The 13,698-nt window shown below is 54.1% G+C and carries 12 protein-coding genes; 9 read left to right on the top strand and 3 right to left on the bottom strand.

Annotated features, from left to right (window positions below):
• Nucleotide 1: 1 nt before the first annotated feature.
• Complete coding sequence (locus ACAW75_RS15525) at nucleotides 2–1,156, bottom strand: sensor histidine kinase (protein ID WP_370729646.1); 1,155 nt, start codon at nucleotides 1,154–1,156, stop codon at nucleotides 2–4.
• A 213-nt stretch (nucleotides 1,157–1,369) separates the two neighbouring features.
• Here ACAW75_RS15525 and ACAW75_RS15520 point away from each other — a divergent pair, with 213 nt between their 5' ends.
• The 9 genes from ACAW75_RS15520 to ACAW75_RS15480 all read left to right on the top strand — a co-directional run bounded on the left by ACAW75_RS15520 (nucleotide 1,370) and on the right by ACAW75_RS15480 (nucleotide 11,270).
• Complete coding sequence (locus ACAW75_RS15520; protein ID WP_370729794.1) at nucleotides 1,370–3,850, top strand: S9 family peptidase; 2,481 nt, start codon at nucleotides 1,370–1,372, stop codon at nucleotides 3,848–3,850.
• A 174-nt stretch (nucleotides 3,851–4,024) separates the two neighbouring features.
• Complete coding sequence (locus tag ACAW75_RS15515) at nucleotides 4,025–5,293, top strand: OmpA family protein (protein ID WP_370729645.1); 1,269 nt, start codon at nucleotides 4,025–4,027, stop codon at nucleotides 5,291–5,293.
• A 20-nt stretch (nucleotides 5,294–5,313) separates the two neighbouring features.
• A complete protein-coding gene (locus tag ACAW75_RS15510; RefSeq protein ID WP_370729644.1) occupies nucleotides 5,314–5,967 on the top strand; it encodes a hypothetical protein in 654 nt (217 codons plus the stop codon).
• Nucleotides 5,964–6,965, top strand: coding sequence for a hypothetical protein (locus ACAW75_RS15505; RefSeq protein ID WP_370729643.1), 1,002 nt, complete (start codon nucleotides 5,964–5,966; stop codon nucleotides 6,963–6,965). The genes ACAW75_RS15510 and ACAW75_RS15505 overlap by 4 nt, the downstream gene beginning before the upstream one ends.
• A gap of 23 nt (nucleotides 6,966–6,988) precedes the next feature.
• Nucleotides 6,989–8,281, top strand: coding sequence for a hypothetical protein (locus ACAW75_RS15500; RefSeq protein WP_370729642.1), 1,293 nt, complete (start codon nucleotides 6,989–6,991; stop codon nucleotides 8,279–8,281).
• A gap of 125 nt (nucleotides 8,282–8,406) precedes the next feature.
• Nucleotides 8,407–9,231 carry an MBL fold metallo-hydrolase gene (locus ACAW75_RS15495; RefSeq protein WP_370729641.1) on the top strand — a complete coding sequence of 275 codons (825 nt, stop codon included), beginning with the start codon at nucleotides 8,407–8,409 and terminating at the stop codon, nucleotides 9,229–9,231.
• Between the two features lie 78 nt (nucleotides 9,232–9,309).
• Nucleotides 9,310–9,492: a hypothetical protein gene (locus tag ACAW75_RS15490; RefSeq protein ID WP_370729640.1), complete on the top strand. Its 183-nt coding sequence runs from the start codon at nucleotides 9,310–9,312 to the stop codon at nucleotides 9,490–9,492.
• Between the two features lie 191 nt (nucleotides 9,493–9,683).
• Nucleotides 9,684–10,523, top strand: coding sequence for a DUF2911 domain-containing protein (locus ACAW75_RS15485; protein WP_370729639.1), 840 nt, complete (start codon nucleotides 9,684–9,686; stop codon nucleotides 10,521–10,523).
• 171 nt (nucleotides 10,524–10,694) lie between these two features.
• Nucleotides 10,695–11,270 (top strand): DUF4142 domain-containing protein, encoded by a 576-nt coding sequence (locus tag ACAW75_RS15480; protein WP_370729638.1) that lies wholly within the window; start codon nucleotides 10,695–10,697, stop codon nucleotides 11,268–11,270.
• Between the two features lie 99 nt (nucleotides 11,271–11,369).
• Here ACAW75_RS15480 and menD read toward each other — a convergent pair whose 3' ends face one another.
• Nucleotides 11,370–13,091, bottom strand: a complete 1,722-nt coding sequence (menD, locus tag ACAW75_RS15475; RefSeq protein WP_370729637.1) for a 2-succinyl-5-enolpyruvyl-6-hydroxy-3-cyclohexene-1-carboxylic-acid synthase — start codon at nucleotides 13,089–13,091, stop codon at nucleotides 11,370–11,372.
• Between the two features lie 124 nt (nucleotides 13,092–13,215).
• The gene (locus ACAW75_RS15470) at nucleotides 13,216–13,638 is read right to left on the bottom strand and encodes an EVE domain-containing protein (protein WP_370729636.1); all 423 of its coding nucleotides are present in this window, start codon (nucleotides 13,636–13,638) and stop codon (nucleotides 13,216–13,218) included.
• Nucleotides 13,639–13,698 lie beyond the last annotated feature (60 nt).

Raw genomic sequence — 13,698 nt, 5'->3', positions numbered from 1 at the left:
ATTAGTTCGCCACCGCCGTCTCTGCATAGTGATGGATTGTTCTGATCACCTTGGGTATGGTGAAATAAAAGGTCGTACCCATCCCCTCCGTGCTTTCGAGCCAGATATCGCCGCCGTAGCTGGTAACTACTTTTTTGCAGGTCGCCAGCCCGATGCCCGTACCCGAGTATTGGTTCCGGCCATGAAGGCGCTGGAAAAGCTGAAAGACCCGGTCAAAATATTGAGCACTGATGCCGATCCCGTTATCGCCAACAGAAAATTGGTACTGCTCTTTTTCGTCGATAGCCCAGATCACAATGTGTGGTGGTACACCCGCGCGCCGGTATTTCAGACTATTTGACAATAGATTTTGAAATACCTGCTTCACATCTGTCCGGTGGCCCATAATGGTGGGCATTGGTCCTACATCGACGGTGGCGCTGGTTGCTAATATCTCGGCCTGTTGCTCGTCCAGTATTTCCCCAATAATCTCGTTAAGGTCCAGCATCGCGAGCGATACACTGCTCCCCAGGCGCGAGAACTCAAGCAAATCATTGATCAGACCACGCATTCGCTCGGCAGCAGACGTTGACACGTCTATCAGCCGCTGCGCGTCCTGATTCAACTGATGCCCATGCATGGTTTCAAGCAGCTTCAGGTAGCTGGAAATCGTTTTAAGTGGAGACTGCAAATCGTGCGAAGCAACGTAGGCGAACTGTTGTAATTCCTCATTCGAGCGGGTCAGCTCCTGAACGGCCAGTTGACGGTACGCTAACTCACGGTCATACTCCTGCGACGTTCGCAGTCCGACGGCCTCATTAAAGTAACGAATGAGGGCAACGACGGTCAGAACAGACACGATACCCGTCAGAAATCGAACCAGCGCATTGAGGCGATAAGCCGGGTACCAGAACATCATGGCGTCGATCAGGTGGGTGAGGCCACAAAGCAGTATGAAGGCACCGAATAACCAGAATACACCAGCCAACGGAACGCCCCGCTTAATCATAATGAACCGGATCAGGACGAGGGGAATGGCCATGTAGGCTAGCCAGATGGTCAGATCAGACGCGATATATAACCAGCCGTGAAAGTCTGACCAGCGGCCACAGAGCCAGCGCGGCGGCCAATCGCCCATATCGGTTAAGCGACTAAAAAAATCGTAAAACTGCTCCATAACCTAAGTCTCTTGAGTAGTGGATGTAGTAGACTAAGCGATAAGATAAACGACTAAAATACGTGCTCTGGCAGGCGTAACGAACGTACCTGGATTTGGCACCGGAAAATAAATACCGAAAAGCCAATTTAGTGTGCTAACTCTATAGAAAGAGCAGTACATAGATACCATTTCTCATTATTTTTGGTTTCACAACCCCAAAAAGGCATCAACATGGTAATCAGTTATTTCCGATTGTTTACATCATCTGCGCTCATTGCGCTGACGCTCACGGTCGCGTCGGCGCAGGACGCCCTTACCTACCAGACGCCCCCTAAAGCGCTGGCCGATCTGGTAACGGTCCCGCCCACTCCGGGCGTCAGTGTCACCTCGAAGGGCGACCAGATGCTGATCCTGGAACGGGCTTCTGCCCCCTCAATTGCCGAACTGGCACAACCCGAACTCAAAATCGCGGGCCTTCGTCTTAATCCAGCAAACAACGGACCAAGTCGGGCGTCCTACATCACCGGCTTACGGGTAAAGAAACTACCCGGAGGTACCGAAATCGCCGTGAAAGGACTTCCCGCTACTCCGCTTATCTCCTACGTTCAATGGTCGCCCGACGAAACCAGGTTTGCCTTTGCGGTGTCGAGTGATGCCAAAATCGACCTTTACGTAGCCGACGTAGCGACGGCCACTGCCACCCGGCTAACAGATCGGGCCCTAAACGCCACCTACGGCGCTCCTTTTCAGTGGGTATCCGACAGCAAAAGTCTGATCGTCAAACTCATTCCCGACGGACGGGCCAGTGCGCCAGCGGCCAATCTGGTTCCTGTCGGGCCAACGATGCAGGATAATAGCAGCGGCAAACGAGGACAGGCCCCCACCTACCAGGATCTGCTGAAAAACCCATCCGACGAAAAGCAGTTTGCCTATTATGCGACCTCACAGGTTGTGAAACTTGGGCTGGATGGCAGTGTTCAGGCTATTGGTCAGCCTGGCATCATTGCCACCGCTTCGCCGTCGCCAGATGGTAAGTATGTCCTGCTGGAGACGGTACACACCCCGTTCTCTTACCTGGTACCCGTGTACCGGTTCCCGCTTCGTACCGACATTTTTGCCATCAACGGCCAGTTGGTAAAGACCCTGAACGACGGCCCCTTGCAGGAGAGCGTACCTTATAGCTCCGATGGCGCCCCGAGTGGCCCCCGCGATTTTGAGTGGCGGAACGACGTACCTGCCTCTGTTTATTACACCGTAGCCCAGGACAAGGGCGACCCCAAAGTGAAGGCCGACGTTCGTGATCGGGTGTTTCTGGTCGAGGCGCCATTCACCGCAGAGCCGAAAGCCATTTATGACGCTGCTTTCCGGTTCAGAGGCTTTACCTGGGGAAATGCCAACACGGCCCTGGCAACCGAAGGCTGGTGGCAGACACGGAAGATCATTACGAAAGTGGTGAACCCGTCTGCTAATTTCGCGGCCACTGTCCTGTTCGATCGTTCATCTGAAGATCGGTACGCCAACCCCGGCCAACCCGATACCCATCCCAACCAGTTTGGGCGCGACGTTCTGAACATCCTGCCTACCAATGATATTATGCTGGTAAACGGTCAGGGTTCGTCTCCCGAAGGTGACCGACCTTTTGTGAGCGTCATGAACCTGACCAGCAAAAAGATCACGCCACTCTGGCGGTCTGAAGCACTGGTGTTCGAGCGCCCGATCGCCGTACTGGATGCCGCCACCGGCGTCATTCTTACTACCCGCGAAACACCCGATGAAAACCCGAATTACTTTATCCGCAACCTGAAGAAGCGTATTGCCCCCGTTCAGATCACGTCGTTTCCGCATCCGTATCCACAGTTGAAAGGCATCACCAAGCAGCAACTCCGTTACAAACGGGCCGATGGTGTTGACCTGACAGCTACCTTGTATCTGCCCGTCGGCTACAAGAAATCGGATGGGCCGCTGCCTACGTTCATGTGGGCGTATCCGGCCGAGTTCAAGAGCAAGGAAGCAGCGGGTCAGGCACAGGGGTCGCCCTACCAGTTTAACCGGATTGCCGCGATGGGCGGTGCCGTATTCGCTACGATGGGCTATGCTGTTCTGGACAATGCGAGTATTCCGATTGTGGGCGAGGGCGATAAGGAACCAAACGATACCTACGTGGAGCAACTGGTGGCCAGTGCCAAAGCAGCCATCGACGAGGGCGTTCGGCTAGGGGTGGTCGATGCCAGCAAAGTAGGCGTTGGCGGCCATTCATACGGTGCTTTCATGACTGCCAACCTGTTGTCGCACAGCAATCTGTTCAAAGCTGGTATTGCCCGGAGCGGTGCCTACAACCGCACGCTGACACCCTTTGGTTTCCAGAACGAGCAACGTACCTACTGGCAGGCCCCTGAGGTATACAACAACATGTCGCCGTTCATGAATGCCGATAAAATGAAAACGCCGTTGCTGCTCGTGCATGGTGAAGCCGACAACAACACAGGTACGTTCCCGATTCAGTCGGAGCGGTATTACAACGCCCTGAAGGGCTTTGGCGCCACCACCCGCCTGGTCTTCCTGCCCTACGAATCGCACGGGTACGCCGCCAGAGAATCCCTGCTGCATATGCTCTGGGAGATGAACGGCTGGATGGACAAGTATGTGAAGAACGCCCCCGCTGGCGGAACCGCCGCTACGGCGCCGGCTAAAATGTCGGGCGGTAAAAACTAGCCTGTACGGCCAGTAAAAAGCCGCTCTACCTGCCCTATTTGGCCGGGTAGAGCGGCTTTTTACTGGCCAACGGTTGATGTTACATGGGAGCAAAACGATGTTACATCGGCGTTAAGCAGCGATGTGGGCGATCGAGTAGGTTTGTCGATGTAGAACAGACCCAAATTCTTTCCCATGAAAACGCTTATCCTTCTTGCGGTCACGTTGCTGGCCCTCCCTACCTATGCCCAGTTCGGCAATGTGCTCGACCGCGTGAATAATGCCGCCGTCAACCGGGCCAACCAGAAGATTGATCAGGGCATTAACAAGGGCCTCGATAAAGTTGAGGACGGTGTAAAGAATGGCACGAAGAAGCCCGCCAACGGCAAAACGCCCCCCTCGCCAACCGAACCGTCAGACCGCCAGGAAACCAGCCAGAGCAACTCAGGTACGTCCTCGTCAGCCAGCAGTGTGCCTGCCAGAGCAGCTTCGCCGTCCATGCGGTCGTATACGAATTACGACTTTGTGCCGGGCAACAAACTCATTTTCGAAGACGATTTCCACACCGATCAGGATGGTGAATTTGCCGAACACTGGGATTTGCTGGCAGGTCAGGCCGTGCTGAATAAGTTCGGTGATGGCCTGGTGATGAAAATCACCGATGGCAACTACGGAAAGGTCACGCCACTCATGAAAGAGAAGGCCTACCTGCCCAAAGAGTTCACCGTTGAATACGACTACTACCAGACCCCCGGTGCCTATGGGCTTGTGTTCTGGTTTGACAATGCAGACGGAACAGAAGTGCTTTCTGTCAGAGCCAGTCGGGATGGGGCATCGGCCTCCTTTCAGGTCAATGACGACATGCGTGATCTGACTGGCAACCTACCGGACGAACTGAAATTCGAGCAGTTCAACGATCGCTGGCATCATGTGGCCTTCATCATGAAAGGCCGGAGTGTTAAACTCTATATCGATCAGTTTCGGGTACTAACCGTGCCCAACACAACGGCGAGCCCCGCAAAGCTGGTTTTTGGCGGCATCGGCAACCAGAACGACCCGTTGATTTTTAAGAATGTGCGCATTGCCGAAGGTGGTGGCGCCAACCTGATCGGTACGAAGTTCGGGGAGGGCAAATACATTTCGCACGGCATCAATTTCGACGTAAACAAGGCCGTGATCAAGCCCGAAAGCATGGGTGAACTGAACGCCATCCTGAAATCCCTGACTGAAACACCCGGCACCCGGTTTGAAATCGGTGGCCATACCGACGCCGATGGCTCCGACGCCAGCAACCTCGCCCTTTCGCAGAAACGGGCCGACGCCGTGAAAGCACAACTTGTCAGCATGGGCGTCGATGCGGGTAGGCTCACTGCAAAAGGATACGGCAAGACCAAACCCGTGGCCGACAACGCCACCTTCGAGGGCAAAGCCCAGAACCGCCGCGTTGAATTCGTGAAATTATGATCCGTTGGCTCCAACGCACGATGAAACTTCCCGTCCTCACCCTGGCGGCCCTGGTGGCATTCGCCACTGGGCAACTTGCCCATGCGCAACCGCTTCGGAACGTACCCAACGGCGATTTCAGTCGCTGGAGCACCAACGAACCCGTTGGCTGGCATACCAATAATGTGTATGACGAACAGGGCACGCTGCAACAGAGCCTGGTGGCCCCTGCGGGTACAGCGGGCGTTCGTTTGCTGGCCAAACAGGTGATTTATCGCTCCGAAACGCCCGTTATCGATGCCTGGTATGGTGGCCAGCTCAGCAGCCCGTCTATTCCGTATATGCCCGAAGCAGGCAAGCCCGTTGCGCTAACGATTCGGTACCGGTTCAAACCCGACTCGGCCGACGTGCTACAGGCCGAGGTGCGTCTTGAGTCGCGGGACAAACTAGCCGACCACGTAACCCCTAACCCAGCCTGCACCTGCCGGTTCAACAGCCTGGATGGGCCGTTGAACCTGTCGCCTGTCGGCAATTCGGTGACGTTGCGAGCCCAGTTTGCCGGTCCCGATCCGTCGGTGCGTCCGGCAGGCTGCGCCATGTATGTCTGGAAAATCAGGGTTTGGCTAACCAACAAAACCACCCACCCGCACACAGCCTCCGAGGCTATCATCGAAAACATACGTCTGGAACCATGATCAACCATCTGCTACGTAGTTGCCTGCTCGTCGGCTTCGGCTGGCTAACCGGTGGTGTTGCCAACGCACAGGGCTGGGCAATGCTTGGCCCCAAAACAATGCTAACCAATGACTGTCAGCACTTCATTGTGGGCCGAATAGATACGGAGAGTACCCTTGTCAATGCACAGGGTTATCCGATAGGGCGTGTATACGGCGACTCCTATAACCCTAAACTTTCGATCAAGTTTTTCGTCAATGGCCAGCCCAATACTATTGAACAGCCAGACCCCAACGGTGCCATTCTGAGTGCTACAGAATACAGCGGCGACCTGAAAGAATATCTGCGAAAGATCTATTACCGGGCTCCCTCACGCATGCCCGACAAAAATCCGGTTGAGATCAAAGCGGTTGTCACGCCTGCCACAGGCCCGCCCATCACCGTCACGGCGCAGGTGTATGTGCTGGCCGAAAACTGGACATTCCAGTTTTTCCAGGCCCTCCGCTATAAGTGTTACGAAGGCGGAACCTCGAACCCCCGCAATGGGCTGGCGGTCGATATGGGCATGGCAACGGGTATGCAGCAGCCCTTTTATTTTGAGGCTGGCAACATCAACTTTTTCACTGGCGAAGCCACGGCCACGCTCGATGGGGACCCGACGATTTATCAGACCAAGAAATATGCAGGCGGCATCTGCGACCCTACCTATCTGGTGGCGAACCTGCTCTGGGGCGACGACGACCAAAGCAAAATCAAACATGTGAAGGCGCGCTTCACGGGCACTCGAATGAAAGTCGATTACCAGATTGATTACATGAATTACCTGGGCTGGACATTCACCGAAAAAACGACGGGTAAAACGATTCCCGGCCTTCCGCGCCGACCGGGTTCGCACGATGTGAAAGCCGGCTTCGAATGTCCGCTTCAGGGTCAATATCGCAGTTTATACAAGATGCCGCCCGAGCAACAGGTCATGCTTCATGTTGTAGGGGGCATTCAACTCCACGCCGATCAGTAAACACCTGTCCATTCGTTCAGACCATGAACCAATTCTTTCTTTTTCTGGTGTCGCTTCTGCCGACCCTGCCTGCGCTGGCACAAACGCCTCAGCGCATTGATTTTGCTTCGCTTATCAGCCAGATGCCTCCCTTACCGGGCACGGCTCAGGCGGCGCTGGCTGCCAGTCAGCAACCAAACCCCTATCTGGCTTATTCTGACAACCTGCGCAAGGCCCTCGATGCCATTCAGCAGCTAAATCCGGTAGCACAGCGGGCCGTTCAGAAAGGCATGGCAATGGACGCCCAGTTCAAAGCCGATGGTGTTGAAAAAATGAGCGATGCCCAGAAAATAGCGTATGCCAGAGAGAAAAACCTGGCGGGTGCCGGTTCGTCAGCACGCCTTGATTTTGCGCAGAAAATGAAAGACCCGGCCTTTCAAAAGCAATTCCAGGCCATGAGTCCGCAGGAGAAAATGGCGTTGATGCAGCAGCAGGGCATGATGGCTCCCCCAACGGCCGTACCCGCTACGGGTAACCCGATGCAGGCCGATATGCTGGCCATGATGCAGGATCCCGCCATGCGCGACAAATGGAAAAACATGAGCCCGGCCGAGCGACAGGCGTTCATTGAGCAGCAAAAGAGGGCGAAAGGCTACGATGCCAGCCGCCGCCCGTCTGCGCCGGCTTCAGCCACCACGGGTAGTTTCAGCGATATGATCGACGACCCATCGGCCACGGCCGCCAATACGCCTGTTCTGAACGCCATCAATGCCTCTACGGCCCTGCAAAACGCCCTTACAGCTTACGCAAAAAGTGTACAGACACTGGCCGATTTACAGCGGCAACAGGCAGATCAACGGCAGGCCGCTATGCAACGTACCCTGACCGAAGCCGGGAAAGTGCAGGAAAATGAGGGAATGACCGAAGCCAAAAGACAAGGTAAACCCGGTAAAAACTGGATACTGACAAACCCCGCAGCCGACCGTCAGATTCGGGTGAATACGGGGCTGGAACAACAACGTGCAGACAATACCGCGCTGGCGACGGCCACCAGCCAATGGACCCGGCAACAGGCTAGCCTTCAACAGGCCATGGCCACCTATCAGCAAGCCATGGCGGCGATCAATTACGGGGAAAGCCTGTATGCTGATGATACACAATCGCAAAATCTGGCCCTACTATCCGGGAAACAGGCGGCGGCCCTCTCGGCCCTGCAATCTGTGGCCGACTCGTTCAATAAACTGGCGTCAATGGCCGCCAACAATCAGACGAACCTGAACAATAACAGCCAGCCGGTAACCAGCCCCCGGCAACTGATGCAGGGTGACGGCGGGTAAATTCCTAAGACCATCTTTCTTCCGTTTAATACCGAACGAAATCGGGCGTTTTCTGGCTTTTTAGTCAGGGACTCCCGATTTTTGAATGTAGTCTTTTCCATAGTCAGTCAATACCCAACCGTACGATGCCGCTTTACATTACCTCGTTGAATTCTGGCAGTAATGCCAATTGTTATTACGTTGGCAATGAGCAGGAAGCCGTGCTGATCGACGCGGGCTTATCGTGCCGACAAACCGAGGTACGTATGCAGCGACTGGGATTATCGCTGAGAACGGTAAAAGCAATTTTTATTTCGCACGAGCATAGCGACCATATCAGTGGCCTCGCCCAACTCTCGGGCAAATACCAGATTCCGGTTTATATCACCACGCAAACCTTGCGTTCGTCGAGGTTATTACCCGCCAAATTCCCCATTCGCGGCCTAACGGCCTATGAGCCCGTACCGATTGGGGCGCTCCGCATCACGGCCTTCCCCAAACAGCACGATGCCGCTGATCCGCACAGCTTTCTGGTTGAAGACGACGAAACCCGAGTGGGCGTATTTACTGATATTGGCATTGCCTGCGAGCACGTGGTGCGCCATTTCAGCCAGTGTCATGCCGTTTTTCTGGAAGCCAATTACGATGAGGATATGCTGGCCACCGGACGATATCCCGCCTTTTTGAAACAACGTATCCGGGGCGATTTTGGCCACTTATCTAACCAGCAGGCCCTGGCCCTGCTGAAGGAGCACAAACCTGCCTTCATGAGTCACGTCTTATTGGCCCACTTGTCGAAAGATAACAACAGTCCGGTAGTAGCCAGGGACCTTTTCCTGCCTCATATGAACGACACCGCACTCATTGTGGCCTCCCGGTTTGCCGAAACGCCCGTATACAGGGTGCAGGCCACCTGTCAGCAGCCGATCTCCTGCGAGGAAGAACACCTGTTTGGCGAGCCCAGTAGGTAAGACAACCGTACAGATGTGAACAGAAGCGGCCTTTCGCTGTTCTCCTTAGAGTTTCATCCTATATCAATCACTCAACGTATGAACCTTAAGCGAGTATTCGGCGTAATCCTAACCCTGCTAGGGCTGGTAGGCCTGTTAATGGGCGGTAAAGACCTCATGTCAGGTGGTGTAGCACAGGCGTCAATCGTCTATCTGGTGCTGGGCGGCATTTTCTTTTTTACAGGTATCAGCCTTATTCGCACCACTGGAGATACCGCTTAACACAGGCGCTCCAGCGGCCCTATATCCATAGCTACACGGGCTGACAGGGTCCAGGTTATGTCCTAAAAATAATTTTTCAGGTACCATTAAACCCTGTCAGCTATCGCATTGTCAAAAGCCCGGTTACACCACCGGGCTTTTTTGTTATTATTCGTCGTAAACTTGCTTCTAAATACCTATCGATTCTACACATGTACAAGCTTATCGCCACTGTTCTTCTGTCGGCCTGCCTTTCGGTTGGCCACGCTCAGATTAACCTTCCCGCTGCCAGCCCGGCAGCTACTATAGCCCAGCAGATCGGATTAGGCACCGTTACTGTCGAATATGGTCGCCCCTCTTTGAAAGGGCGTACCATGTTTGGCGACCGGGTGCCCTACGGCAAAGTTTGGCGTACGGGCGCCAACAAAATCACGGACATTACCCTGTCTGAGCCGATGAACATTGAAGGCAAAGCCGTTGAAACGGGTAAATATGGCCTGTATTCCATTCCGAACGCCGACTCGTTTACGTTCATCCTGAACAAAGACGCCAACGCCTGGGGTGCTTATGACTACAAGGAAGCCAACGATGTGCTTCGGCTGGTGGTGAAAAGTGAGAAAACGCCGACTAAAACGGAAACACTCACCTTTGAATTTGTTGACCTGACGCCTTCGTCGGCCGTACTCCAGATGCGTTGGGAAAACACAATGGCCCGGCTCACGATTGCCGACGATGCCGATTCGCACGTGATGGCGCAGATCAAAGAGTTAACCGCCTCGCCAACCGCGTCGACGGATACGTATTTTGGCGCTGCTCAGTATTATCTGGATACGAATCGGGATCTGAAACAGGCGTTGGAATGGTCGAATAAAGTAGTGGCTAAAAGTAACGAATACTGGACCTACCACCTGCGGGCCAAGATCCTGGCTCGGTCGGGCAATTGCAAAGCCGCCCGTGTCGATGCCCAGATGTCGCTCGATCTGGCCAAAAAAGCGGGTGACGATGCGTACATCAAAAACAACGAGAAGATACTCGAAGACTGCAAGTTGTAGGCAGCAACGTACCCAGCACATCCCGACCTGCCTAACAGTAACGGTCAGGAGTCGACAGGCTGGTGGCGAACCCGGCTTGCCATAGCATCATGTTCTTACGTCACCAAAAACCAATTCATACGGAACGCGTTTATGCACTGGTACTTAGTCGTATCGCTAAACACATACGTTATGAAAAAGAGAACTTTGGTGTATTTGCTGGCCATGAGCTGCCTGACATTCCAGGCCTGCAACAGTGAAAAAAAGGCAACGAGTGATAGTGTCGAAAATGCGGAAAACGCCAACGAGACGAAAGAAGAACAGGGCGCAGGCGCTGAAGAAGACGATAGCGAGTTTGCCGTGAAAGCAGCCAGCGGTGGCCTGCTCGAAGTTGAACTAGGTAAACTGGCGCAGGAGAAAGGGCAGGACGCCGAGGTGAAACAGTTTGGTGCTAAAATGGTGGAAGACCATACCAAGGCCAACGACGAGTTGAAAGCACTGGCTACACTGAAAAACATCACGATCCCTTCAACGCCTGGCGAAGACAAGCAGAAAGATATCGACGATATGCGTAAACTATCGGGCGCTGAATTCGACAAAAAGTACATCAGCTACATGAAAGATGATCATGAAGAAGATGTGAAGGAGTTCAAAAAAGCCGCTCAGGACGCGAAAGATCAGTCGATCAAGGAGTTTGCGGCTAAGACCTTACCCACGCTACAGATGCACCTGGATATGGTAACCGCCATTGACAAGAAACTGAACTAGGCGTTCCGTATTTAGTAAAAAAGCTTCGCGTAGCTGATCGCTTCGCTAGTCGTGCCCTTCGACTAGCGAAGCGATCAGCTACGCGAAGCTTTCCTTTTATTACAGCCGCTGCTTATACGCTTTGAACGCTTCGGCATTCGTGTATTTATCCGTTGTAATTTCCAGGAGTTTGGGCTTGTCAGACGCCTCGAAGAACGTACCCAGCGCGGTGGCTAACGTACCTGAATCAGCTACCTGTTGGTAGGCAACACCAAAGTCGGCACAGGTACGCTCGGCGGTGAGCTGATGAGGCGTTTCAAAATACGTTTCCAGTTCAGGCTGTTGCGACGATCCATCGATGATTCGGAAGATATGCCCCGATGCATTGTTGAGCAGGACAATGCGCAGGTTGCCTGGTAATTCAGGTTGCCACAACCCATTACGATCGTAAAAAAACGCCACATCGCCAATCAGTACCGTAACGATGGCCTCTGTTCGCAGCGCCGAACCCACGGCCGTACTTAAACAACCGTCAATACCGCTTGTTCCCCGATTTGCCCAAACCCGCACTGCCTGACCTGCTTCCAGACCGCACATATTGGCGTACCGAACGGGCATACTGTTGGCCAAATGCAAGTGCGAATCGGTGGGTAGTGCTTCCAGAACAGCCTGCGTAGCCACCCAATCGGTAAACGGTGAATCACGTAGCGACTGGGCCACCACCCGCCGGGCGGCCTGCTCGGCGGCTTGCCAGGTCGTTAGGTACTCCGTGTCTTCATCGTCATCTACCCCCTCGCGAAAGTGCTGGTAATCGAGATCGCCAAACAGCTTTTGGAAAAAGTAAACCGGCTCAACCGGAATGCGTGTCGTCAATGACTGGAATGAATCGATCAGGCGGTCGCCATATGGATGAACGTGCCAGTGCTGAACGGCTGGGTATTTTCGGAAATACGTTTTCAGATTACGCGTCAGAAACGAGTTACCTAGTGTGATCAGCAGATCGGGGCGCAGGTTCTCCAGTTCTTCTTCATCGGGTTGCCCCAAAATCGTATCCGTCTGACTGATGAACGCATCGCTTCGACCGAGGTTACTGATGATCTCTCCTACTACAGGTACGTTCAATTCGCGACTGATCTGGGCCAAAACCTGTTGCAGTTCAGGCTGGAACGTGGTTTGACCAACCAGAATCAATTTGCGTTCGGCGCGTTCCCAATCTGCCAGTAACCGGTGCCAAACGTCGGTCGATAATTGTGGCGAAACAGGTAGCTGTTCCACCACCCGACCACGTTCAAAACGGAATGGCTCATCGGCTTTTGGATAAAACGGTTCGCGCAGGGGCACGTTTATATGAATTGGTCCGGCTGGCCCCGAGCGGCTCAGCTCGAAGGCTTCGTTTACGCTTCGTTCGATAAACCAGCGTGCATCGGCGTGTGCATAATCGGCGGGCAGATCGTAGCTTCGTTTGACGTGTGGGCCAAAAATACCAGCCTGATCGATCGTTTGCCCATCCTGCTGGTGCAGCCATTCGTGGGGACGATCGGCCGTTAGCAGAAGCAACGGAACCTGCTGAAAATAGGCCTCTACCACCGCCGGGCTCAGGTTGTACACCGCACTGCCCGACGTGCAGATGAGCGCCACCGGTGTTTGCGTCTGCTGGGCCATGCCCAGGGCCGTAAACCCAGCGGCCCGTTCATCAGGCACCACACGTACCCGCAGGCCAGGGTGCCGGGCTACGGCAATCGTCAACGGAGCTGACCGCGACCCCGGCGACACGACCACATCGCGCAGCCCTTTCTGGTACAGCAGTTCAACAAAATTCAGAATGGGTTGAAGCAGGGGCATGAAATAGAAGGTTCAAGGTTCAAGTCTCAGGTTTCAAAAGGTGCGCTGCTGATCAACCACCTCTTGATGATGCAGCGGACCGCGGCATCAGACCGTCTGAAACTTGAAACATGAAACCTGAAACTTAATTCCCCATTTTCACGATCAGATCAAACTCGTCTGGTTTGATGGGCATGACCGAGAGGCGGGATTGCTTTATAAGACCAACATTGGCCAGCATTGGTTCGGCTTTGATCTGCGCCAGCGTAACGGGTTTCTCAAACGCCATGGCCGGCTCCAGTTCCACCACGCACCAGGGCGTTGGTTTACCGGTTGGGTCGGGTTGAGCCGTGGGGTCGGGATACGACTCGCAGACAACACTGGCCAGACCAACCACCTGTGGATTGGTGACGCTATGATAGAACAGTACCTGATCGCCCTGGCGCATGGCTTGCAGGTTATTGCGGGCCTGGTAGTTACGAACCCCGTCCCATGTGGCGCGACCCTGTTCAATGAAATGATGCCAGCCGTAGGTCTCCGGCTCAGACTTTACTAGCCAATAATTCATGAAAGCAAAAGTAGGTTTTAGGGAGGAAAGGAGGAAAGGGGGGGGGGGAAAGGAGGAAGG

The sequence above is a fragment of the Fibrella arboris genome (assembly GCF_041321095.1).
In the GTDB taxonomy this organism is placed as follows: domain Bacteria; phylum Bacteroidota; class Bacteroidia; order Cytophagales; family Spirosomataceae; genus Fibrella; species Fibrella arboris.
This window is presented reverse-complemented; position numbering and strand designations above follow the sequence as displayed.